The organism is Pseudomonas sp. GM55 (genome assembly GCF_000282395.1).
GTDB classification, from domain to species: Bacteria; Pseudomonadota; Gammaproteobacteria; order Pseudomonadales; family Pseudomonadaceae; genus Aquipseudomonas; species Aquipseudomonas fluorescens_CC.
The window spans coordinates 83,123-106,823 of record NZ_AKJJ01000137.1 but is presented as its reverse complement, the minus strand read 5'-3'; the positions used below and the strand labels follow the sequence as shown (position 1 = coordinate 106,823).

At 59.6% G+C, this 23,701-nt stretch carries 22 protein-coding genes; 12 read left to right on the top strand and 10 right to left on the bottom strand.

All coding sequences use genetic code 11. The features are described from left to right. Positions 1-182: 182 nt before the first annotated feature. The 3 genes from PMI31_RS26265 (at position 183) to PMI31_RS26255 (ending at position 3,084) form a co-directional block, all read left to right on the top strand. Positions 183-1,238, top strand: coding sequence for a Gfo/Idh/MocA family protein (locus PMI31_RS26265; RefSeq protein WP_008022587.1), 1,056 nt, complete (start codon positions 183-185; stop codon positions 1,236-1,238). Positions 1,239-1,240: 2 nt separating this feature from the next. Beyond that, positions 1,241-2,056: a sugar phosphate isomerase/epimerase family protein gene (locus tag PMI31_RS26260; protein WP_008022586.1), complete on the top strand. Its 816-nt coding sequence runs from the start codon at positions 1,241-1,243 to the stop codon at positions 2,054-2,056. 149 nt (positions 2,057-2,205) lie between these two features. Then, the gene (locus tag PMI31_RS26255) at positions 2,206-3,084 is read left to right on the top strand and encodes a DMT family transporter (RefSeq protein WP_008022583.1); all 879 of its coding nucleotides are present in this window, start codon (positions 2,206-2,208) and stop codon (positions 3,082-3,084) included. Between the two features lie 64 nt (positions 3,085-3,148). Here the strand turns inward: PMI31_RS26255 and PMI31_RS26250 are convergent, their stop codons facing one another. Next, entirely contained in the window at positions 3,149-4,486 is a 1,338-nt protein-coding gene (locus tag PMI31_RS26250; RefSeq protein ID WP_008022581.1) for an MFS transporter, read from the bottom strand. A 347-nt stretch (positions 4,487-4,833) separates the two neighbouring features. On the opposite strand from PMI31_RS26250, the gene quiC reads away from it, so the two are divergent. Together quiC and PMI31_RS26240 are read left to right on the top strand one after the other, a co-directional pair. Further along, on the top strand, positions 4,834-6,735 hold the full coding sequence (gene quiC / locus PMI31_RS26245) for a 3-dehydroshikimate dehydratase QuiC (protein ID WP_008022580.1): 1,902 nt from the start codon (positions 4,834-4,836) through the stop codon (positions 6,733-6,735). A 102-nt stretch (positions 6,736-6,837) separates the two neighbouring features. Then, a complete protein-coding gene (locus PMI31_RS26240; protein WP_008022578.1) occupies positions 6,838-7,515 on the top strand; it encodes a TetR family transcriptional regulator in 678 nt (225 codons plus the stop codon). A 128-nt stretch (positions 7,516-7,643) separates the two neighbouring features. Here PMI31_RS26240 and PMI31_RS26235 read toward each other — a convergent pair whose 3' ends face one another. From PMI31_RS26235 to PMI31_RS26215, 5 genes are all read right to left on the bottom strand, one after another. Further along, on the bottom strand, positions 7,644-8,498 hold the full coding sequence (locus PMI31_RS26235; RefSeq protein WP_008022576.1) for a shikimate dehydrogenase: 855 nt from the start codon (positions 8,496-8,498) through the stop codon (positions 7,644-7,646). A 5-nt stretch (positions 8,499-8,503) separates the two neighbouring features. After that, the gene (gene aroQ, locus PMI31_RS26230; RefSeq protein ID WP_008022574.1) at positions 8,504-8,944 is read right to left on the bottom strand and encodes a type II 3-dehydroquinate dehydratase; all 441 of its coding nucleotides are present in this window, start codon (positions 8,942-8,944) and stop codon (positions 8,504-8,506) included. Between the two features lie 140 nt (positions 8,945-9,084). Next, complete coding sequence (locus tag PMI31_RS26225) at positions 9,085-9,996, bottom strand: LysR family transcriptional regulator (RefSeq protein ID WP_008022572.1); 912 nt, start codon at positions 9,994-9,996, stop codon at positions 9,085-9,087. A 113-nt stretch (positions 9,997-10,109) separates the two neighbouring features. Continuing rightward, positions 10,110-11,189 carry a tRNA (uridine(54)-C5)-methyltransferase TrmA gene (trmA, locus tag PMI31_RS26220; RefSeq protein ID WP_008022571.1) on the bottom strand — a complete coding sequence of 360 codons (1,080 nt, stop codon included), beginning with the start codon at positions 11,187-11,189 and terminating at the stop codon, positions 10,110-10,112. After that, positions 11,186-12,481 carry an NCS2 family permease gene (locus PMI31_RS26215; protein WP_008022569.1) on the bottom strand — a complete coding sequence of 432 codons (1,296 nt, stop codon included), beginning with the start codon at positions 12,479-12,481 and terminating at the stop codon, positions 11,186-11,188. The genes trmA and PMI31_RS26215 overlap by 4 nt, the downstream gene beginning before the upstream one ends. 223 nt (positions 12,482-12,704) lie before the next feature. Between PMI31_RS26215 and PMI31_RS26210 the strand changes: the two genes are divergently transcribed. Further along, complete coding sequence (locus tag PMI31_RS26210; RefSeq protein WP_043302664.1) at positions 12,705-13,151, top strand: DUF4879 domain-containing protein; 447 nt, start codon at positions 12,705-12,707, stop codon at positions 13,149-13,151. 72 nt (positions 13,152-13,223) lie between these two features. Continuing rightward, entirely contained in the window at positions 13,224-13,775 is a 552-nt protein-coding gene (locus tag PMI31_RS26205) for a DJ-1 family glyoxalase III (protein ID WP_008022565.1), read from the top strand. On the opposite strand, the gene PMI31_RS26200 is transcribed toward PMI31_RS26205, so the two are convergent. After that, entirely contained in the window at positions 13,772-15,031 is a 1,260-nt protein-coding gene (locus PMI31_RS26200) for an MFS transporter (RefSeq protein ID WP_043302663.1), read from the bottom strand. The two genes, PMI31_RS26205 and PMI31_RS26200, sit on opposite strands and share 4 nt — an antisense overlap. Positions 15,032-15,422: 391 nt before the next feature. Here PMI31_RS26200 and PMI31_RS26195 point away from each other — a divergent pair, with 391 nt between their 5' ends. The 3 genes from PMI31_RS26195 to PMI31_RS30410 all read left to right on the top strand — a co-directional run bounded on the left by PMI31_RS26195 (position 15,423) and on the right by PMI31_RS30410 (position 18,100). After that, positions 15,423-16,859, top strand: a complete 1,437-nt coding sequence (locus tag PMI31_RS26195; protein ID WP_008022562.1) for a cytochrome ubiquinol oxidase subunit I — start codon at positions 15,423-15,425, stop codon at positions 16,857-16,859. A 3-nt stretch (positions 16,860-16,862) separates the two neighbouring features. Next, positions 16,863-17,870, top strand: a complete 1,008-nt coding sequence (gene cydB / locus PMI31_RS26190; protein ID WP_008022560.1) for a cytochrome d ubiquinol oxidase subunit II — start codon at positions 16,863-16,865, stop codon at positions 17,868-17,870. A 62-nt stretch (positions 17,871-17,932) separates the two neighbouring features. Next, a complete protein-coding gene (locus tag PMI31_RS30410; RefSeq protein WP_008022557.1) occupies positions 17,933-18,100 on the top strand; it encodes a DUF2474 domain-containing protein in 168 nt (55 codons plus the stop codon). A gap of 73 nt (positions 18,101-18,173) precedes the next feature. On the opposite strand, the gene PMI31_RS26185 is transcribed toward PMI31_RS30410, so the two are convergent. Both PMI31_RS26185 and PMI31_RS26180 read right to left on the bottom strand, forming a co-directional pair. Continuing rightward, positions 18,174-19,298: a methyltransferase gene (locus PMI31_RS26185; protein WP_008022555.1), complete on the bottom strand. Its 1,125-nt coding sequence runs from the start codon at positions 19,296-19,298 to the stop codon at positions 18,174-18,176. 174 nt (positions 19,299-19,472) lie between these two features. Continuing rightward, entirely contained in the window at positions 19,473-20,186 is a 714-nt protein-coding gene (locus PMI31_RS26180) for a helix-turn-helix transcriptional regulator (protein WP_008022553.1), read from the bottom strand. Positions 20,187-20,482: 296 nt separating this feature from the next. Here PMI31_RS26180 and PMI31_RS26175 point away from each other — a divergent pair, with 296 nt between their 5' ends. Beyond that, entirely contained in the window at positions 20,483-21,259 is a 777-nt protein-coding gene (locus PMI31_RS26175; RefSeq protein ID WP_008022551.1) for a ferredoxin--NADP reductase, read from the top strand. Between the two features lie 43 nt (positions 21,260-21,302). Here the strand turns inward: PMI31_RS26175 and mscL are convergent, their stop codons facing one another. Further along, positions 21,303-21,716, bottom strand: coding sequence for a large-conductance mechanosensitive channel protein MscL (gene mscL / locus PMI31_RS26170; protein WP_008022549.1), 414 nt, complete (start codon positions 21,714-21,716; stop codon positions 21,303-21,305). A 597-nt stretch (positions 21,717-22,313) separates the two neighbouring features. Between mscL and radA the strand changes: the two genes are divergently transcribed. Further along, complete coding sequence (gene radA / locus PMI31_RS26165) at positions 22,314-23,681, top strand: DNA repair protein RadA (RefSeq protein WP_008022547.1); 1,368 nt, start codon at positions 22,314-22,316, stop codon at positions 23,679-23,681. Positions 23,682-23,701 lie beyond the last annotated feature (20 nt).

Genomic DNA, 23,701 nt, shown 5'->3' with positions numbered 1-23,701 from the left:
GGCGGCGTGTCAGCGACATCAATGCTGACTGACATACCGCTATCGCGAGCAAGCTCGCTCCCACAGTTTTAAAGCTGTGCGCTGTTCGAACACTTTCAGGATGGGTCTGTGTAAGAATTTGGAACTCGGTTCTAAATTATTGGAATTCATCGCTCCAATAACACTGACAAGAGGACCGCATCTTGAACTCACCCCTTCGCATCGCTTTGATCGGTGCTGGCAACATGGGCCAGCAGCATTACCGGCATCTGCAATCCATGACTGAAGCGACCTTGTGCGCGGTGGCCGATCCCGGACCGCAGGCGGCAAGTCTTGCGGCTGAATGGGGCGTGGCCCATTTCGCCGATTATCGTCAGATGCTGGAGCAGGCGAAGCCGGACGCGGTGATCGTCGCCAACCCGAACACGCTGCATGTCAGCACGGCCCTCGATTGCCTCGCGGCCGGCATTCCGGTACTGCTGGAAAAGCCGGTGGGTGTGCACCTGGATGAGGCCCGGGAGCTGGTGGCTGCCTCGAAAGCGAGTGGGGTTGCGGTGTTGGTCGGCCATCACCGTCGCCACAATCCGTTGATCGTCCGCGCCCACGAACTTATCCACAGCGGCGCATTGGGTCGGTTGACCACGGTCACGGCGCTCTGGCAGTTGCGCAAGCCTGACAGCTATTTTGAAACACCCTGGCGCCGCGAGGCCGGTGCGGGGATGTTGTTGACCAACCTGATCCACGACCTCGATCTGCTGCGGCACTTGTGTGGCGAGGTGCGTCAGGTTCAAGCCATTACCAGCAACGCCATACGCGGGTTTGCCAACGAAGACTGCGCGGCGGTGTTGCTGCAATTCGACAACGGTGCGCTGGGCAGCATGACCGGCTCGGATGCGGTGGCCGCACCCTGGAGTTGGGAGCTGGATTCAGGAGAGAACCCGGTTTATCCGCGTCACGCCGATCAACCCTGTTACTTGTTGGCCGGAACGGGTGGGGCGCTGAGCATTCCGCAACTCAAGCACTGGCACTACACGCAAGCCGATGGTGGATGGCATCAACCGTTGCTGGCGACCCAGGAAAGCTTCAGTGCCGAAGAGGCCTTGCGTCTGCAGTTACAGCATTTTGTGCGTGTTGCGCGTGGAGAAGTCGAGCCGCTGGTAAGTGCCGCTGATGCCGCGCGTACTCTGGCGCTGATCGAAGCCATCCGCGAAGCCGCCGAAACCGGTCGTGCCTGCGCGCCATCCTTGATTGAGGGCTGATCATGAGCGAACGAGTCTTCTCCCTGGCCAGCCTGACTGTGCTGGAGCTGTCACCGCCCGACATGGTCGAGGTCGCCGCGCGGGCCGGTTACAGCCATGTCGGCTTGCGCCTGGTACCGGCGACCCCTGAGGAACGCCATTTTGCCTTGGTGGCCGACAGTGAATTGCGGCGTCAAACCCTGGCGCGTCTGCGCGATACCGGTATCGGGGTGCTGGACGTCGAAATCCTGCGTCTCAAGCCGGAGACCGTTGTTGCCGACTTCGAGAAAATCCTGGCGGTGGGGGCTCAATTGGGTGCCAGTGAATTGCTGGTGGCCGGTAACGACCCTGATGAACAACGGCTGACGGAACATTTTGCCGAACTCTGTGATCTGGCGGCACTCTATGGGCTGCACCCGCATCTGGAGTTCATGCCCTGGACCGATGCGCGCAATCTTCAACAGGCTGTGCGTATTGTAGAAAACGCCGGGCGGGACAACGGCGGTGTGTTGGTGGACGCTTTCCATTTCGATCGTTCGGAGTCGCGGCTGGAAGATCTGGCCAACGTTGCTCCCTCACGGCTACGGTATGCACAGTTGTGCGACGTCGCAGGACTGCGGCCGGCCGATATGGCAGAGATCTTGCGCCAGGCGCGTAACGAACGGCGTTTTCCCGGCGATGGTGATTGTGATCTGTCGGGATTGCTGGGTTGTTTGCCGACTAACATTCCATTGAGCCTGGAGATTCCCACCGTGCAGTTGCTGGAGCAGGGTGTGAGTGGGTTGGAGCGGGCGCAGATGGCGCTGGAAAAAACCCGGGAATTGTTGGCGCGGCTGTAATCGATGCTGCGCACATATCGCCTGTAGGAGCGAGCTTGCTCGCGATGGACGTGAGGGCGCCGTGTTTGTCCAGGCAGCCATCATCATCGTTGACGACCATCGCGAGCGAGCTCGCTCCTACAAATTAAGGATGTAAAAAAGGAAGCCCAATGACCGTCAGCACCCCGCTTTCCGGCGTCAATCAGCCCTTCAAAGGGATCTTGCTGATCGTTGTCGCAACCCTCCTGTTTTCCACCCACGACGCCTTTTCCAAATACCTCTCCGGGTTCTATCCCATTGTCATGGTGGTCTGGGCGCGCTACCTGGTTCACACCTTGCTGATGGCCGGGATTTTCCTGCCGCAATCCGGGTTGCGGGTCCTGCGTACCAAACGGCCAGTGCTTCAGGTGATCCGGGCGCTTTGCCTGCTGGGTACCAGTCTGTTTTTCACCACGGGGTTGATGTACATCCCGCTGGCCGAGGCCACGTCGGTCAACTTCCTGGCACCGGTACTGGTCACCGCGTTGTCGGTGCCGCTGCTGAAGGAGCGAGTGACGCGGGGGCAATGGCTGGCGGTGATTTGCGGTTTCATCGGGGTGCTGATCATCGTTCACCCGGGGGGCGATCTGTTCACCCCGGCGGTGTTGCTGCCCTTCTGCTCGGCGCTGTTTTTCTGCTTCTATCAACTGCTGACGCGCAAGCTCAGCGAGATCGACAGCCCGACCACCAGCAATTTCTTCGCAGGCCTGTGCAACACGCTGGTGATGAGTGCGCTGGTGCCGTTCTTCTGGCAGACGCCGAACCTGATGCATGGCGCGATGATGGTGGCGCTGGGGACCTGCGGGATGACGGCACACCTGTTCCTGACTCAAGCGTTTCGTCTCGCTGCACCGGCACTGCTGGCGCCGTTCAGCTATTGCCAGATTATCTTTGCCGGCCTGCTGGGCTGGCTGCTGTTTTCCCATACGCCGACGCTGACCACCGTGATCGGCATTGCCGTGATCTGCTGCAGTGGGTTGGCGGCGGCCTGGCAGCAAAGCCGCCGCTAAGCTGCGGCAAAACGCAGACAAAAAAATAGCGCAGGCCCGAGATCGGGCCTGCGCCGAGGGAACATCAGCCTTCTACTTGCGGAATCTTGCGCGGTGCCATGAAGTACATCCAGGTCAGCGCGATGAAGTACATCGCCGGAATCAGGGTGAACAGCACCGTGTAATTGTTGTTGGTGACGGTCAGGATATGGCCGACCAACTGGGTCATGAACATCCCGCCAATCGCCGCACACATCCCGCCGAAGCCGAATACCGTGCTCATCATGTGCTTGGGTGTGTAGTCCATCACCAGGCTCCAGATGTTCGCGGTCCAGGCCTGGTGTGCGCCGATGGCCAGGGAGATGGCGAATACGGCGACCCACAGATTGCTGGAGCCGGCGGCCATGATCACGCCGATGATGCAGCAGGCGAACAGCAGCATCGACATCAGCCGCGCCTTGATCGGGTTGATCCCGCGACCGATCAGGAACGAGGAGAGGATACCGCCGCCAACGCTGCCGAAGTCGGCAGTGAGGTAGATGATGATCAGCGGAATACCCATCTGGGTGACGTTGATGCCCAGGTTGTATTGCTGGTTGAGGAACGGCGGCAGCCAGTACAGGTAGAACCAGAACACCGGCGCCGTCATCGAGTAGGCGAGGGCGAAGGCCCAGGTGCCGCGCATGCGCAGGATTTTCGAGAACGGCACGCGGGCTTGTTCCGGCTCGACTTCTTTCTGGATGTAGTCCAGCTCCGATTGTTTGACGCTCGGATGCTCTTCCGGGTTGAAGTACTTCAAGCCCCAGAACAGCAGCCAGATCCCGCCCAGTGCCGACATGCACAGGAACGCGGCCTGCCAGCCCCAGGCATGGAGGATCAGCGGCAGCAGCATCGGAGTGAACATCGCACCGACGTTGGTCCCGGCATTGAAAATCCCGGTGGCCACGGCGCGCTCGCCGGCCGGGAACCACAGGCGGGTGGTTTTCACGCAGGCCGGGTAGTTGGCGGCTTCGGTCAGGCCGAGGATGAAGCGGCAGACCATGAAGCCGGCCGCCGAAGTGGCCAGGCCGTGGGCGCCGGTCGCCAGGCTCCAGAGCAGCACGGCGCAGAAGAACACGCGCTTCACACCGACCCGGTCGATCAGCCGGCCCTGCAGCACGAAACCGATGGCGTAACCCACCTGGAACCAGAAGTTGATGTTGGCGTAATCCATCGCCGTCCAGCTCATTTCCTTGGCCAGGATGGGCTGCATCACGCCCAGTGCGGCGCGGTCGATGTAGTTCAGGGTGGTGGCGAAGAACACCAGCGCCAGCATGCCCCAACGGGTTTTGCCGACCGCCATGGCGCCGCGGATTTTGTCGCCGATGCCACCGGCAGTGACGTTCATGGCCGAAGCCATGCGTGAGCTTTGGGAAGGAATCATGTGTACCACCCGTTTTTTGAATTTGTTATTTGGTGTTTTGGACATCGCGGCCGGTGCTGCGTGTCCGGACTTAATGTGAGGACGATGTTGGGCATTGGACAAAAAATCGTCAATTCGCCAATCACCATTTTGTTCGATAATCGAACACAAAACTAACCGGATAGTACACTTTGAATTGCTGTGTTGAATCGCGCAGCCAATAATTCACTCAAGATAAACGCAATCACTGTAGGAGCCGGCTTGCTGGCGAAGGCGATCTCGCGGGCGCCATCGCCAGCAAGCCGGCTCCTACGTAAAAAGCTTGCAATGCCCCTAACAAGATGGCCTCCACCGCCGGGAGTCGAAATATGCAGCGTTCCATTGCCACCGTATCCTTGAGCGGTACCCTGCCGGAAAAACTCGAAGCCATTGCCGCCGCCGGATTCGACGGCGTCGAGATTTTCGAGAACGACCTTCTCTACTACGACGGCAGTCCACGGGAAATCAAACAGATGTGTGCCGATCTCGGGATCGCCATCACCCTGTTTCAACCGTTCCGTGATTTCGAAGGCTGTCGGCGTGATCGGCTGTCGCGCAACCTGGAACGCGCCGAGCGCAAGTTCGACCTGATGCAGGAGTTGGGCACCGACCTGGTGCTGGTGTGCAGCAACGCCTCGGCCGAGTCCATCGGTGATGAGCGGATTCTGGTCGACGATTTGCGGCTGCTGGCCGAGCATGCCGGGGCACGCGGCCTGCGCATCGGCTACGAAGCGCTGGCCTGGGGCCGGCATGTGAACACCTGGCAACAGGTGTGGAACATCGTGCGTCAGGCCGATCACCCAAGCCTTGGCGTGTTGCTGGACAGCTTTCACACCTTGTCGCTCAAGGGCGATCCAAGTGCTATCGCCGAGATTCCCGGCGACAAGATCTTCTTTGTGCAAATGGCCGACGCACCGATCCTGGCCATGGACGTGCTGGAGTGGAGCCGGCATTTTCGCTGCTTCCCGGGCCAGGGTGAGTTCGACTTGCCAGGGTTCCTCGCGCCAATCATCAAGAGCGGGTACACCGGGCCATTGTCGCTGGAAATCTTCAATGACGGTTTCCGCGCCGCGCCCCCACGAGCCAACGCCGCCGACGGTTTGCGCTCGTTGTTGTACCTGGAAGAGAAAACCCGCGAGCGTCTGGCGCAGGAAGCCACGCCTGCGGCCAACCCCGAAATTCTGTTCGAAACACCCAAGGCCAGCGAGTACAACGGCATCGAGTTTCTCGAATTCGCCGTGGACGAAAGCCTCGGCGCCAAGCTTTCCCATTGGCTGGAACGACTGGGTTTCGTCAAGGCCGGGCAGCATCGCTCCAAGAGCGTCAGCCTGTTGCGTCAGGGCGATATCAACCTGATCCTGAACTCGGAGCCTTACTCTTTCGGCCACAGTTTTTTCGAAGCCCATGGCCCTTCGTTGTGCGCGACTGCCGTGCGGGTCAAGGACAGCGCAAGCGCATTGGCCCGTGCCGTGGCCTACAAGGGCCAGCCCTATCGCGGGCTGGTCGGCCCCAACGAATTGGAGCTGGCGGCGGTGCGCGCGCCGGATGGCAGCCTGATCTATCTGGTGGATCAGCACGCCGATGTCTATGGCACTGACTTCAATCTGTACCCGCAAGCGCCGGTCAATGGCGGCCTGAAACGCATTGACCACATGGCGATGGCGCTGCCGGCCGACAGCCTCGACAGCTGGGTGCTGTTCTACAAGAGCCTGCTGGATTTCGAGGCGGACGATGAAGTCGTGTTGCCGGATCCTTATGGTCTGGTGAAGAGCCGTGCCTTGCGCAGTCGCGACAGTTCGATCCGCCTGCCGCTGAACATTTCCGAAAACCGCAACACCGCGATCTCACACGCGCTGTCGAGTTATCGCGGCTCCGGTGTGCATCACATTGCGTTTGATTGTGATGACATCTTCGCCCAGGTCCGCCGTGCGAAAGAGGCGGGCGTGCCGCTGCTGGATATCCCGCTCAACTACTACGATGACCTGGCGGCACGGTTCGACTTCGATGACGAGTTCCTCAGCGAACTGGCCTACTACAACGTGTTGTACGACCGCGACGCCCAGGGCGGTGAACTGTTTCATGTGTACACCGAGCCGTTCGAGGGGCGATTCTTCTTTGAGATCATCCAGCGTAAAAACGGTTATGCCGGCTACGGCGCGGCTAATGTCGCGGTGCGACTGGCGGCCATGGCCAAATCCCGGAGCGGCGCATTGCGTCAGGCGAAGTTGTAGGAATTTCGTAAACGCGGGATTAAACGTGGGCTGTGCGACTTCCTTCACCGTGTCGCGCGGCCCATAATCGCCAGCCTGTGCAGTGATGGCCGTGAGCCCGCAATGACGATGAATTCAGAACTCCCCGCAGCCTCCGTCGAACCGGGTGCCGAGCCGCGCAAGAGTCGCAAGAACAACCCGGAAAAGACCCGCGAAAATATCCTGCAGGAGGCGATAGTCGAATTCGTCCAGCAGGGGCTTTCCGGTGCTCGCGTCGATGCCATCGCCGAGCGCATCCACACCTCCAAGCGCATGATCTATTACTACTTCGGCAGTAAGGAACAGCTCTACGTCGAGGTGCTGGAGAAACTCTACGGCGATATCCGCAGCACCGAAAGTCGCCTGCATCTGGCGGAGCTGGCGCCGGTCGAGGCGATTCGGCGGCTGGTGGAGTTCACCTTCGATCACCATGATCGCAACGTCGATTTCGTGCGCATCGTCAGCATCGAAAACATTCACAACGCCGAGTACGTGAAGCGCTCCGATGCGATCAAGGCGATGAACAACACGATCCTCGATTCACTGGGGGAGATTCTGCGTCGCGGTGCCGAGCAAGGACTGTTCCGTGCCGGTCTTGATCCGCTGGATGTGCACCTGCTCATCAGTTCGTTCTGCTTCTATCGCGTCTCGAACCGCCACACCTTTGGTGAGATTTTTCAGATCGACCTGCCGGACGAACGCATCAAGCAGCGTCATCGGGAGATGATTTGCGAGTCGGTTCTGCGCTACCTGCAGGCGTGATACACAGCGAAATGTGTACACACAACCCACTGTAGGAGCTGGCTTGCCAGCGAAGGCGGCCTGCCTGACACACCGCACCGCCTGCTTCGCCAGCACGCCGGCTCCTACGAATCGGCAAGGTTGCCGCGTCAGCCCTTCATGCTTTGAAAATGCGCCAACATTCGCTGGGCATCCGGTACCACGCCGCTGAACAACTCGAACGCCTTCACCGCCTGAAACACTGCCATGTTGCCGCCGTCCAGCGTCCGGCAACCGAGGGCGCGGGCGTTGCGCAGCAGTTCGGTTTCCAGCGGGAAGTAGACGATTTCCGCCACCCACATTTCGGCTCGAAGCAACTCGACCGGCACCGGCATGCCCGGCAGCTTTTTCATGCCCATCGGCGTGGTGTTCACCAAGCCGTCAGCTTGGGCCATGGCGCTCGGCAGGTCATACCCGGCTATCGCCCGGCCGACGCCGAAATGCTGATTGAGGTTGTCGGCCAGATCCTGGGCGCGGCGGATGTCCACGTCGAAAATGCTCAGCTGTTGGACGCCTTCGCTCAACAAGGCGTGGGCCACCGCGGCACCTGCACCACCGGCGCCCATCTGTACGACACGGTTGACGGCAACGCCTTTCAGACCCCGGCGAAAACCCTCGGCAAAGCCCAGGCAATCGGTGTTGTGGCCGATGCGTTTGCCGTCCTTGAGCACCACCGTGTTGACCGCGCCGATGCCGCGGGCCTCCGGTGAGAGTTCGTCGAGTAGCGGGATGATCGCCTGCTTGCATGGAAAGGTGATGTTCAAACCTGTGAAGTTCATGCGCTCGGCGGCCATCAACAGGTCGGGCAGGGCGTTGCTGTCGAGCTTAAGCTGATCAAGATCGACCAGGCGATAGAGGTAACGCATTCCCTGGGCATCGCCTTCGTGCTCGTGCAAGGCCGGTGTGCGGGAAGCCTGGATGCCGGCGCCGATCAGCCCGGCCAGTACCACGTTGTTCTGAGTCACGGCGATTACCCCTTCAAACGATGACTGAAGTGTTCCAGCGCCAGTCGATAGCCGTGACTGCCAAAACCGGCCATCACCGCCGTCGCAATGGCGGATACGAACGAGTGGTGGCGAAAGGGCTCGCGGGCATGCACGTTGGACAGGTGGACTTCGATGACTGGCAGTTCACTGGCGACCAGGGCATCGCGGATGGCGACCGAGGTGTGGGTCCACGCGGCAGGATTGATGACGATCCCGGCGCAACGACCGCGGGCCGCGTGAATCCAGTCGAGCAGTTCGCCTTCATGGTTGGTCTGGCGAAACTCCACTGCCAGGCCGAACTCTTCGGCGGCGCGCCCGCACAGGGCCGAAATGTCTGCCAGGGTTTCGTGGCCGTAAGTCGCCGGTTCACGGGTGCCGAGCAGGTTCAGGTTCGGGCCGTTGAGCACCAGAACGATAGGGGACATCGGAATCTCTCCACTTATTATTGTTGGAATCGACCGAGGTTCTCGGCCTGTGGAGATAAATTGTACTAACTAGTTAATTAGGTCAATTGCAGAGAAAGCACGCTGACGGTTTGTGGGCGATGATCGGACACTTTCGCTGTTCAGCGCGGCAAATGCTCCACCAGAAAATCAATGAACGCCCGCAAGCGCAGCGGAACATGACGGCTTTGCGGGTAAAGCAGGGTGAATGGCCGCGAGCGTCCGCCATACGGCTTGAGCACCTCCACCAGCGAGCCGTCGGCCAGTTCCTTTTCAACGATAAAACGATAGGTCTGAAACAACCCCGCCCCATGTTTGGCCAGGGTCACGCCGCCCAGTACATCGTCGGAGCAACTGAGGTTGCCTTCGGCCAGAATCTCCCGGGGCACGCCTTCATCGTTGAACAGCCAGGCAATGCGTCGGCCGCTGCTGGGCAATTCGTACTGAATGCATTCGTGGTTTTCGAGGTCGTCGAGGGTTTGCGGAGTGCCGGCCCGTTTCAGGTAATCAGGGCTGGCGATCATCACCAGGGCGGCATCTTCCAGCTGTCGGGCGATCAGGCCGGAATCCGGGATGGCTCGCACACGAATCGCCATGTCGTAGCCTTCGCCGACGAAATCGATGTTGCGATTGCTGATGTGCGACTCGACCTTCACCGCCGGGTAACGTGCCCGAAATTCGGGCAACAGCGGCAGGATTCGATGATGCGCATAGGTGGTCGGAATACTGATGCGCAAAGTACCGGACGGCACTTGTTGCTGGCCCATCACCTCTCGCTGGGCCTCGACCAGCTGTGCCAGGGCCTGGCGGCACTCCTCGTAATAGCGGCGACCGCTGTCGGTCAGCTTCACACTGCGCGTGGTGCGCGCGAACAGGCGCACGCCCAGGCGTTCTTCCATGCGCGACACCGAACGGCTCACGGCAGCGGGCGTGACACCTGCCACCAGCGCCGCGGCCGTAAAGCTGCCGGCCTCGGCGGCCAGGCAAAACAGTTCAATGCTGCCCAACTGAAGATCGTCGAATTGTCGCTGCATGATTGATTACACCGGGGATCAGATGAAGTAACCGACCCAGTATTTATCAGTCTTGCGCGCACGAATACAAAAAAACCGTCACGAGGACGGCTTATTTGTGGGTGCGCTTGCCATCAACGCCGGGTCAGCATCACCCCGGATTCCATGTGATGGGTCCACGGGAACTGGTCGAACATTGCGCATCGGGTGATGCGGTGGGTGTCGTGCAGTTGGGCGATGTTGGCTGCCAGGGTCTGCGGGTTGCAGGAGATGTACAGGATGTTGTCGAAGCGCCGGGTCAGCTCGCAGGTGTCCGGGTCCATGCCGGCGCGGGGCGGGTCGACGAACACGCTGCCGAACTCGTAGCTCTTGAGGTCGATGCCGTGCAGGCGGCGAAACGGGCGCACTTCGTTCAGGGCTTCGGTCAGTTCTTCGGCGGACAAACGCACCAGGGTGACGTTATTCACCGAGTTTTCGCTGAGATTGCTCAGCGCCGCGTTGACCGAGGTCTTGCTGATTTCGGTGGCCAGCACTTTGCGCACGCGGGTGGCGAGCGGCAGGGTGAAGTTGCCGTTGCCGCAATACAGCTCCAGCAAATCATCGGAGCGATCCCCGAGCGCATCGTAGGCCCAGTTGAGCATCTTCTGGTTCACCGTACCGTTGGGCTGGGTGAAAGCGCCCTCTGGCTGACGGAAGCTGAAGGTGCGGCCGCCGACTTCCAGCTTCTCGACCACGTAATCGTGACCGATGACTTCGCGCTTGCCCTTGGAGCGGCCGATGATGCTGACGTTCAGGTCCGCGGCCAGTTTCGACGCCGCCGCATGCCAGTGCTCGTCCAGCGGGCGGTGATAGCACAGGGTGATCATCGCGTCGCCGGCCAGCGTGGTCAGGAACTCCACCTGGAACAGCTTGTGGCTCAGGGCCGCGCTGGCTTGCCATGCAGCCTTGAGTTGCGGCATCAACTGGTTGATGCGCAGGCTGGCAATCGGGAACTCTTCGATCAGGATGGGCGTGCGTTTGTCTTCCTGGGAAAACATCGCGTAATGACGCTCGCCGGCCTCACGCCACAGGCGGAACTCGGCGCGCAGGCGGAAGTTTTTCAGCGGCGAATCGAAAACGGCTGGCTCCGGTGCATCGAACGGGGCCAGCAGGTCACGCAAACGCGTGACCTTTTCTTCGAGCTGAACGGCATAGGCCTGGGAATCAAAAGTCATGCGTTGAACCAACCCAGCTTGATCACGAACAGAATCGACAGGATCACCAGCGCCGGGTTCAGTTCACGGCCACGACCGGACATCAGCTTGATGGCGGTCCAGGAAATGAAACCGAAGGCGATGCCATTGGCGATGGAATAAGTGAATGGCATTGCCAGCGCGGTGATCACCACGGGCGCGGCAACCGTGATGTCGTCCCAGTCTATTTCGGCCAGGCCGGATGTCATCAGCACGGCGACGAACAGCAGGGCCGGTGCGGTGGCGAAGGCTGGAACGCTGGCGGCCAGTGGCGAGAAGAACAGTGCCAGCAGGAACAGGATCGCGACGACGATGGCGGTCAGGCCAGTGCGGCCACCGGCACTCACGCCAGCGGCGGATTCGATGTAGCTGGTGGTGGTCGAGGTACCCAGCAGCGAACCAGCCATGGCCGCGGTGCTGTCGGCGATCAGGGCGCGGCCCATTTTCGGCATGTGGCCGTCCTTGCCCATCAGGCCGGCACGCTTGGCCACACCGATCAAAGTACCGGAGTTATCGAACAGGTCGACGAACAGGAACGCAAAAATCACGCTGACCAGGCCGATGTCCAGAGCGCCCTTGATGTCCAGTTGCAGGAAGGTCGGGGCCAGCGATGGCGGCATCGACATCACGCCGCCGAACGGGGTGAAGCCCATCACGATCGAAACGATGGTCACCACCAGAATGCCGATCAGCACTGCACCGCGCACGGCAAGGGCTTCAAGCGCGACGATCAGGGCAAAACCGAGGGTGGCGAGGATTGGCGCCGGTTGTTTCAGGTCTCCGAGGCCGACCATGGTTGCCGGGTTGCTGACCACAATACCGGCGTTGTGCAGGGCGATCAGCGCCAGGAACAGGCCGATACCGGCCGCAATCGCCGAGCGCAGCGGCAGCGGGATGCTGTTGATGATCCATTCACGGATGCGGAAGATCGACAGCAGGAAGAAACACACCGCCGAGATGAATACCGCGCCCAGTGCCACTTGCCAGGTATGGCCCATGTGCAGGACCACGGTGTAGGTAAAGAAGGCGTTCAGGCCCATGCCCGGTGCGAGGGCGATCGGGTAGTTGGCGATCAGGCCCATGGTCGTCGAGCCGATGGCAGCTGCCAGGCAGGTGGCGACAAACACCGCGCCCTTGTCCATGCCAGTCTCGCCGAGGATGCTCGGGTTGACGAACAGAATGTAGGCCATGGCCAAAAAGGTCGTGACGCCCGCCAGAATCTCGGTCCGCACGTTGGTGTTGTGTGCCTTGAGTTGAAACAGCCTTTCCAGCATGTCTGCTCCCCGTGGCGCGCCGGGCGCCGTGAATGTATCGACCTCAACAGCAAAGCACAGGCAGCAGAACGCGCCTGGAAATTACTGTGGGCCGGAAAAAGCCGCGCATCATACCAGTAGCTTGGGAATATGGCTGCTTATGGCGGTGATCGTCGTCGATGTTTTGCGACAAAGCCAAGTGCGCCATACTGCGCGCTGTTTTTTTGGGGTGGATGGGTCCTGCATGAAAAAGCGTCTGGTTGCCGCCTTCGGAGTATGCATGGCGTTGTTTGTCGGGGCGCAAACGGCCGTTGCGGCCTCGGCTGCGCCATTGACGCAATTGAAAGTGCTCAAGGTCGCGTCGCCGTCCTGTGGTGTCGAGGACATCGACGAAGGGCAAGCCCGGACTCGCTGCGATCACATTGGCCCGAACATTATGGTGTACGTGCTGGAAGTGGGTTATGGGCGTGAGGCCCATGTCGCCCTGGACGGTTTCGAAGTGAATGGCACCCGCACACCAGTTTGTGCGTTCAAGAACGGCAACCTGACCAGCTGCACTCCCGGGGAAAAAACCGTCGGCTATTTGTATGCGCTCGATCTGGCGGGCAAACAGGAAGGCACACTGACCTTCAGCAATACTTCGATCAACGCGCCCGGCAATACCATGTCGACGCAGCTTTATATCCAGTAACCAACCTCACGTATCGAACAAGGCTCAGGAAAGCTGACTACGCTTAAAAGATCATTCCGTGGACAGTACCCGATGACCTTTAGAGCCTTGATTGCCCTCGCCGAGGGCACCGACGACCTGCAAACCGTGACCCTGATCGACGTACTGCGCCGCGCCAAAATAGAAGTGGTGGTGGCCAGTATCGAAGGGCGGCGCATGCTCACCTGCGCCCGGGGTACACGCCTGACGTCCGATGCGATGCTGGTGGACTTGCTGGCGCAACCCTTCGACCTGATCGTCTTGCCGGGTGGTGCGGTGGGTTCGCAGCACCTGGCAGCACACCAACCCCTGCAACAATTGATCAAGGATCAGGCGGCAGCCGGTCGCCTGTTCGCCGGCATCGCCGAAGCGCCCGCCGTGGCGCTGCAAGCCTTTGGCGTTTTGCGTCAACGGCGCATGACCTGTCTGCCATCGGCCAGCCATCAACTGTTGGGCTGTAACTTCGTCGATCAACCGGTAGTGGTCGATGGCAACTGCATCACCGCCCAGGGCTCGGCTGCCGCATTGGCATTTTCCCTGGCGCTGGTGGAACAACTCTGCGGAAAAGCCACACGTGCGGCGGTGGCGGGGGAGTTGTTGGTTTAGCCTGCCTGGACTTTCGCTTCTTCCTTCTCTTCATCTTTAGCCACGTGCATGCGATCGCGGCTGGCCAGGGTCGGGAACAGTTTGACCCACACCCCGGTCACCACCAGCGTGCCGATCCCGCCCATGACCACCGCTGGCACGGTACCGAACCAGTGGGCGGTCAGGCCCGATTCGAATTCGCCCAACTGGTTCGAGGCACCGATGAACAGACCGTTCACGGCGCTGACCCGGCCACGCATTTCGTCCGGGGTTTCCAGTTGAACGAACGAGGCGCGGATCACCATGCTGATCATGTCTGCCGCGCCCAGCACCACCAGCACCGCCAGGGAAAACCAGAACGAGGTCGACAGGCCGAAGGCGATGGTTGCCACGCCGAAGATGCCCACGGCGGTGAACATCACCCGCCCGACATTGCGCTCCACGGCAAACCGCGCCAGGAGCAGCGACATCAGCAGCGCACCCACTGCCGGTGCCGAGCGCAACAGACCCAGGCCCCACGGGCCGGTCAGCAGGATGTCCTTGGCGAACACCGGCAACAACGCCGTCGCACCGCCCAATAGCACCGCGAACAGATCGAGGGAGATCGCCCCAAGAATGTCCGGACGGCTGCGGATGAAGCGAATGCCCGCCAGCAGTGAATCCAGCGTGGCCTTGCCCTTGTTCAGCGGGGTTTGCCGGGCTGGCAGGTTGAGCATCAGCGAACAGGCGATGACATACAAAAGCACCGTCGGGCCATACACCCAGACGCTGCCGAAGGCGTAGAGCAGGCCACCGAGGGCCGGAGCGACGATGGTTGCCGATTGCTGGGCCGATTGCGCGGCGGCCACCGCACGGGGAAACAATGCGCTGGGCACGATGCTCGGCAGCAGGGCCTGAGTGGTCGGCATTTCAAAGGAGCGAGCGGCACCGAGCAGGAAGGCCAGGATGAAGATCATTTCCCGGGTGACATGGTCGGTCGCGCTGCCGATGGCCAACGACAGGGCGATCAGTGCCTGCAAGGACTGGCAGATCGCCGCAACCTTGCGCCGGTCATAGCGGTCGGCGACGTGCCCTGTGTGCAGCATGAACAGCACGCGCGGGGCGAACTCGACCAGGCCGACCAGACCCAGATCGAGCACGTTGCCGGTCAATTGATACAGGTTCCAGCCGATGGCCACGGTGAGCATCTGGAAGCCGCTGGCGGTAAATACCCGGGCCAGCCAGAACGCGAGAAAAGGGCGATGGTGACGTAACAGCAAGGGCTCTTGGCTGGGCATCTGCGGGAAAATCTGGGGAGAGGGGAACGGCGAGATTAGCATCAACCTGTAACAGGAAGTTGCCATGACAATAAATTTAGTTAGCCAGACATCGATTTCTGCGGAGCTCCCATAGGGAATGTGTTGCAGCAGATAACAGAAGCCATGAGGCAACTTGTCACGCGGCAAAAGACCACGCGGTTCATCCCCTGAAATGGGACTACTCTTTCAACGTTGATTGATCCAGATCAAAACCCGCAAAAGGAATTGATCCGGCGGCCGCAAGGCCAGACTCCCTGCGTTGTGATGCGTGCAAAAAAGAACAAAAAGGGATTCGCCACACTCCATATCCGTGGGGGCCGTGGGTGCAGGCTTCCAGCCAGCAGCCGTACTACCTGACAGAGGAAGACTTATGTTCGGTTTAGAGGCACTTGATCTCGCCCGAATCCAGTTCGCGTTCACCATCTCGTTCCACATCCTGTTTCCGGCCATCACTATCGGCCTGGCGAGTTACCTGGCGGTACTCGAAGGCCTCTGGCTGAAAACCCATAACGACACCTACCGTGATCTCTACCATTTCTGGTCGAAGATCTTTGCCGTCAACTTCGGCATGGGGGTGGTTTCCGGTCTGGTAATGGCTTATCAGTTCGGCACCAACTGGAGCCGCTTCTCGGACTTCGCCGGTTCGGTGACCGGGCCGTTGCTGACCTATGAAGTGCTCACGGCATTCTTCCTCGAGGCCGGGTTCCTCGGTGTCATGCTGTTTGGCTGGAACAAGGTCGGGCGTGGCCTGCACTTCTTCGCCACCGTGATGGTCGCTATCGGTACGCTGATCTCGACCTTCTGGATTCTCGCCTCCAACAGCTGGATGCAGACCCCGCAGGGCTTCGAGATCGCCAATGGTCAAGTCATACCCACCGACTGGCTGGCAGTTATCTTCAACCCCTCGTTCCCGTATCGCCTGATGCACATGGCCACGGCGGCGTTCGTTGCCACGGCTTTCTTCGTCGGTGCCTCCGCGGCCTGGCATCTGCTGCGCGGCAAGGACAACCCGGCGATCCGCAAAATGCTCTCAATGGCGATGTGGATGGCGTTGATCGTGGCGCCGATCCAGGCGGTCATCGGTGACTTCCACGGCCTCAACACGCTAGAGCATCAGCCGGCGAAAATCGCCGCGATCGAAGGCCACTGGGAAAACGTCGGCAACGAGGCGACGCCGCTCATCCTGTTCGGCTGGCCGGACATGAAGGAGGAGAAAACCAAGTTCGCCGTCGAGATTCCGTATCTTGGCAGCCTGATCCTCACGCACTCCCTGGATAAACAGGTGCCGGCGCTCAAGGAGTTCCCGCCTGAAGACCGGCCAAACTCGACCATTGTGTTCTGGTCGTTCCGGATCATGGTGGGCCTGGGCATGCTGATGATCTTCACCGGGTTGTGGAGCCTGTGGCTGCGCAAGCGTGACACCCTCTACACCTCGCGGCCGTTCCTGTACCTGGCGTTGTGGATGGGGCCGTCGGGTCTGATCGCGATCCTCGCCGGCTGGTTCACCACGGAAATCGGCCGTCAGCCGTGGGTGGTCTATGGCCTGATGCGTACGGCGGATGCTTCGTCCAACCATAGTTTCATGCAGATGAGCATCACCCTGATCCTGTTTGTCGTGGTTTATTTCGCGCTGTTTGGTGCCGGTCTTGGCTACATGATGCGCCTGGTGCGCAAGGGGCCGAAGATCGACGAAGGCAAGGAAACCAACGACGGCGGTCCCGGCCAGAAACGCACACCGGCCCGTCCGCTGTCCGCAGCCGACGACGATCACGCCGATGCCGACCACAGCCTGACCAAGGAGATTTGAATCATGGGTATTGATCTTCCGCTGATCTGGGCCGTGATCATCATCTTCGGCATCATGATGTATGTGGTCATGGACGGTTTCGACCTGGGCATCGGCATTCTCTTCCCGTTCATTCCGGGCAAGACCGATCGCGATGTGATGATGAACACCGTCGCCCCGGTCTGGGACGGCAACGAGACCTGGCTGGTGTTGGGTGGCGCGGCGTTGTTCGGCGCGTTTCCGCTGGCCTATTCGGTGGTGCTCTCGGCGTTGTATCTGCCGCTGATTTTGATGTTGATCGGGTTGATCTTCCGCGGTGTCGCCTTCGAGTTCCGCTTCAAGGCCAGGGACGACAAACGCCACCTGTGGGACAAGGCGTTCATCGGTGGCTCGATCACTGCGACGTTCTTCCAGGGCGTTGCGCTCGGCGCGTTCATCGATGGGCTGCCGGTGGCCAATCGGCAGTTCGCCGGTGGTTCACTGGACTGGCTGACACCGTTCACGATGTTCTGTGGTGCGGCGCTGGTGGTGGCCTATGCGTTGCTCGGTTGCACCTGGCTGATCATGAAGACCGAAGGCAAGTTGCAGGAACAGATGCATGACCTGGCACGGCCATTGGCTTTCGTGCTGCTGGCAGTGATCGGCATCGTCAGCATCTGGACCCCGTTGGCCCACGCAGAAATCGCCGCACGCTGGTTCACCATGCCGAATCTGTTCTGGTTCATGCCGGTGCCGATTCTGGTGCTGGTGACGATGTACGGCCTGATCCGCGCCGTGGCCCGCAATGCGCACTACACGCCGTTCCTGCTGACACTGGTGCTGATCTTCCTCGGTTACAGCGGGTTGGGCATCAGCCTGTGGCCGAACATCATCCCGCCGTCGATCTCGATCTGGGATGCCGCCGCGCCGCCGCAAAGCCAGGGCTTCATGCTGGTGGGTACGCTGTTCATCATCCCGTTCATCCTGGGCTACACCTTCTGGAGCTACTACGTGTTCCGCGGCAAGGTCACCCATGAAGACGGCTATCACTAGCCCCGTGGAACCCGGCAGTGGTGCCGCGAGCGGCGCCACCGCACTGAAGGAGGATCAAAGCAATGAGCGGCAAAGATTCCTTGCACGACATTGAAGAAGCCGAAAAAAAACCGCTGTGGCAGCGACTCGGCTGGTTGGCCCTGATCTGGGCCGGTAGCGTGGGCGCCTTGTTCATCGTCGCCAGCCTGATGCGTCTGTTCATGAGCGCGGCCGGCCTGACGACGCACTAAACACCAGACATCCCATCCCGTTGCTTTCGAGCACGGATTCACAACCCTCCGCCCGGAGGGTTTTTTTTGCCTGTTACTTGCGTGCCTTGAGGATCACGAACTTCGGATTGGCCGCCACTTGCTCGACACCGCGAAACAATCGCGCCAGCTTGCTGTGGTAACCCAGATGACGATTACCGACGATGTACAGCGCGCCGCCCACGACCAACGCTTCACGCGCCTGCTGGAACATCCGCCAGGCCAGGAAGTCGCCCACCACTTGCTGCTGGTGAAACGGTGGATTGCACAGTACGACATCAAGCGATTGCGCTTCCTGGCCGGCCAGGCCGTCGCCGGCTCGCACGGTCACTTCCCGTTCACCCAGCACTGCGCGCCAGTTTTCGCGGGCCGATTGCACGGCCATGAACGATTCGTCCACCAGGGTGTAGTGGGCCTCGGGGTTTTGCAGGGCGCTGGCGATGGCCAGAACGCCGTTGCCGCAACCGAGATCGGCGACCCGCGCCGTGCCGAGATTTTTCGGCAGGTGTGGCAAAAACGCCCGGGTGCCGATGTCCAGACCTTCGCGGCAAAACACATTGGCGTGGTTGAGCAGTTCGATAGCCGGCTCGTCGAGTCTGTAACGCGTCGGGTAAGGCGATACGGCTGGCGTTGTGTCTTGAGCCGTGGCAATCAATAGCCGCGCCTTCTTCACGGCCAACGAGGCTTGCACGGGGCCGATGTAACGCTCCAGCAAGTCACCCGCCGCCCGGGGCAGATGTTTGATCATGGCCGCGGCAACCACTTGGGCGCCGGGTGCCAGTTGGCCTTGCAGGCGTATCAGTTGTTCTTCCAGCAGCGCCAGGGTTTTCGGCACACGAATCAGCACGCAGTCGAACGGCCCGACAGGGGGCTCGCTGGCAGGGATGCCCGGTACCGCATCAAACGCCAGGCCGTTGCGCACCAGGTTCTTTTCCAGGCCCTGGAAAGCCAGGAACGAATCACCGCTGCTGACCACCCGCACCTTGCCCGCCAGGCTGGCCGCCAACGCGCCGAAACTGTCATTGAGGACCAATACCCGGGTGTCTGACGCCGGCTGCTGTTCGGCCAGATGATTGAGCAGGTATTCATCGGCCGCATCGAAAGCTTGCAGCGGTTCGTTCTGCTGTTCGGGTTGGCGGATCAGGTCGAGGCTGGCGAAGGGTGTTTCGAGCAAAGGCATGGGGCGGGGCTCTGGGTAATCAACGGATGTCCCGCTGCCCTAAGGCGTTGGAGCGGGCGGAGCCGTCCGAGTGTACTGCGTCGTGAAGGACTACACGTCAACACTCAAGAAGGATCGCAAATGGTACGTTTTTTTACCTTGGATTACCCGCAGGTTTTCCCCAGTCGGATGCTTTCAGATGGCTCCGGACCGGGCCGCGGCGATGACTGCCGCAATCTTGTTGTTGACGCCGAGCTTCTCGATAGACCTTTGTACATGAAAGTTGACTGTGCGTTCACTCAAACTGAGGATCCTGGCAATTTCATAGGCCGTCTTGCCATCGGCGGACAGTTTCAATACTTCAAGTTCCCGCCGTGACAAGGGTGGGGGCTGAGGGGGAGTCGGTTTTTTCGGTTGCATTGCGATCGCCAGAGCGTGCAGATGGCGGCTGATGAACACCGAGAACCCAAGATTCTCGTACAGCTCATAGGCTGAAATCGGGCAGTGGCTTCTGGCCATGCTGAGAATGCTGCGCAGACCGGTTTCCTCATCGTGGATTGCCTGGGACCAGCCATGCTGCAAACCTTGTTGCTGCAGCAACTGCCATAGCCATGGTGTCTTGGAAAAAAGCTCTTCGCTCCAGAGAACAGGCAATAGTGAATGATTGCAATGCGCCACTACTGGATCTGTTTGCGTGGCGTTGTTTTTCTCAGATTGAATATTCCACTCATGGGGAAAATTGTTCAGGTTCACTGTGCTGTCGTCGACTTCGACTGAGTTCGAAGTAACTGAAAAACCACAGAATTTATATCCAATGTTCGTGGCGAAATTGAGTGCGATTCGATAGGCAGCATTGATCTCTTGCGTATGCACCAATTGCTTAAGCTGTGACTCTTTCCAGATCTCCATAGAATGATCTCCATAAGTGTGTCTTCTGGGTGCAGTATTGGATCCAGGATCCAGCACGACACGAGTGTAGGACAGTTCCTATGGCGCTGGTGCAACAAAATTGCTCTTTTGACTGTTGGAAAAGTGTATTTCAGGTTCTTAGGTAATCGATGAGTTATAAAATGCCATATGTCATTTTATATGCAGGGTTGTGTGTCTCATTTAGTAAGCGGTGCAGATTAATGTCACTACAAATTGTCGGTGGTTACGCTGCTTTCTTTGCGGGACACTGGGGTGTCTTTTGATTGGAGCCTTCCATGTCCGTCAGTGAAGAAAAATTTACGCGTCAGACCTTGCGCGAGGTTCATCCGTTGACCCCGAATCTGTTTACCCTGCGCGCCACCCGGGATGCAGGGTTTCGTTTTCGGGCGGGGCAGTTTGCCCGGTTGGGCGTCACCAAGGCCGACGGCAGCACGGTATGGCGTGCCTACTCCATGGTGTCCTCGCCCTTTGACGAGTTTCTCGAGTTCTTCTCCATTGTCGTACCGGGCGGTGAGTTCACAAGCGAACTGAGCCGCCTGGGCGTTGACGATGCATTGCTGGTCGACCGCCAGGCTTTCGGCTACCTGACACTGGACCGTTTTGTCGATGGACGCGATCTGTGGTTGTTATCCACAGGTACGGGTCTGGCGCCGTTCCTGTCAATACTCCAGGACTTCGAAGTCTGGGAGAGATTCGAGCGGATCATCCTGGTCTACAGTGTTCGCGAAGCCCGGGAACTGGCCTATCAGGAACTGATCGCAGGGCTGACGCAACGTGAGTACCTGGCGGAGTACGCACACAAACTGCAATTGATCACCACGGTCACTCGTGAGCAGCATCCTGGCGCATTGAACGGGCGGATCACCACGCTGATTGAAAACGGTGAGCTGGAGCGCGTCGCGGGTGTTGCACTGACGCCTGAACACTCACGGGTCATGCTGTGCGGCAATCCGCAGATGATCGATGACACGCGCAAACTGCTTAAGCAGCGCGACATGCACTTGAGTCTCAGTCGGCGACCCGGCCAGGTGGCGGTGGAAAACTTCTGGTAAGAAAAGCGGCGCCTCTAAGGCGCCGTTTTTCTCGCTAATGCAGTCAGGGCTGGTTGTTCTGGGCCTTGAGCAAGTCGCGGATTTCTCCCAGCAACTCTTCTTCCTTGGTGGGAACCGGCGGCAGGCTAGGGGCCACGGCCTCTTCGCGCTTCAGGCGATTGATGGCCTTGACGCCCATGAAAATCGCAAAGGCGACAATGACGAAGTCGATGATGGTCTGAATGAATTTGCCATAGGCTAGCACCACCGCCGGAGTAGCGCCTTCCGCTGCCTTGAGCGTTATGGCCAGATCAGTGAAGTCCACGCCACCGATCAGCATCCCGATTGGTGGCATGACCAGGTCACCGACAAACGACGTAACGATCTTGCCGAAGGCCGCACCGATAATGATGCCGACGGCCATGTCGACCACGTTGCCTTTGACCGCGAAGGCCTTGAACTCGTTTAGCACGCCCATAGGTTATTTCCTTGTTACAGATGAGGTAGATGAACGCAGTGTAAATCAGCAAATCGCATCCTGCTCGCATCAACCGCCTCTTGTGCTTGCCTGCAATCGACCCGGGCGGTGCTGAAAAACTCTCCGATTGATCTCATCTGAAGGGCGGCCAGGCCTTCTGCGGAGTTCGTATATGACGTTTTTTTTGCGAAATGGCGTCGCTTGTATGAGGGAGCCAAGGTTTAGAGATCGTCCCTGAATCGGGGCGTTAAAGTTGATCGGGCAGTTGCTTGAACTATTTAGTTAGTTCTTTTGTGTGTAACAAGTGTGTGTTTCTCTCGGTTGGTGCTGCGTTTTGTGTGAGTGTTTTCTGAGTTGTGCATTAAGTATGTCAATGAATAATGTTTGTATAAGTTTTAAAATGGCACAGTAGAGCGTGTCTCTAGGACTTGTTGGCCATATAGTGCAAAAAACTTATACAAGGCTTTGTCGGGTGTGTATCTCAACATGCCAGCACTTGATGAGTGCTATTTGAAATCATCAAAAGGGTTGCGCAATTTCTGACCGCACTCGCACGCCTTGGCTGAGCTATCATCGCGTTTTTTTCCGGGAGCTCCGATGGCCAAGGCCAAGCGTATGTATGGCTGCACCGAGTGCGGTTCAACCTTCCCCAAATGGGCCGGCCAGTGCGCAGAGTGCGGGGCCTGGAACACGCTCACCGAAACCATGGTGGAAAGCGGCGGGGCAGCTGCCCCCAGCGGTCGTACCGGCTGGGCCGGCCAGCAGGCGCAGATCAAGACCCTGGCCGAAGTCAGTGTCGAAGAAATTCCGCGTTTCTCCACCGCTTCCAGCGAGCTCGACCGGGTTCTGGGTGGTGGTCTGGTGGATGGCTCGGTGGTGCTGATCGGTGGCGACCCCGGCATCGGCAAGTCGACCATTCTCTTGCAAACCCTGTGCAACCTCGCCAAGAGCATGCCGGCGCTGTACGTCACCGGTGAGGAGTCTCAGCAGCAAGTGGCCATGCGTGCACGGCGCCTGGGGTTGCCTCAGGATCAACTGCGGGTCATGACCGAAACCTGCATCGAAGCCATCATTGCCACGGCCCGTCAGGAAAAGCCCAGGGTGATGGTGATCGACTCGATCCAGACGATCTTTACCGAACAACTGCAATCGGCACCGGGTGGTGTATCCCAGGTGCGTGAAAGCGCGGCGTTGCTGGTGCGTTATGCCAAACAGAGCGGTACGGCGATTTTCCTGGTGGGCCACGTCACCAAGGAAGGCGCGCTGGCAGGCCCTCGGGTGCTGGAACACATGGTCGACACCGTGCTGTATTTCGAAGGTGAGTCCGATGGGCGCCTGCGTCTGCTGCGGGCGGTGAAGAACCGCTTCGGTGCAGTCAATGAACTGGGCGTGTTCGGCATGACTGACAAGGGCCTGAAAGAAGTCTCCAATCCGTCGGCGATTTTTCTGACCCGTGCCCAGGAAGAAGTCCCAGGCAGTGTGGTGATGGCAACCTGGGAAGGCACGCGGCCGATGCTGGTGGAGGTTCAGGCGCTGGTGGACGACAGTCACCTGGCCAACCCGCGTCGAGTCACGCTGGGGCTGGATCAGAACCGGCTGGCGATGTTGCTGGCGGTGCTGCACCGTCACGGTGGCATTCCGACCCACGATCAGGACGTGTTTCTCAACGTGGTTGGTGGGGTAAAGGTGCTGGAAACGGCGTCCGACCTGGCGTTGATGGCGGCGGTGATGTCCAGTTTGCGCAACCGGCCGTTGCCCCACGATCTGCTGGTGTTCGGTGAAGTCGGGCTGTCCGGTGAGGTGCGTCCGGTGCCTAGCGGTCAGGAACGATTGAAAGAAGCTGCCAAGCACGGCTTCAAGCGGGCCATTGTGCCCAAGGGCAATGCGCCGAAAGAGGCGCCGGCAGGGTTGCAGATCATCGCGGTTACCCGCTTGGAGCAGGCGCTCGACGCATTGTTCGAGTGACTTGCAGGTGGAACACAAAC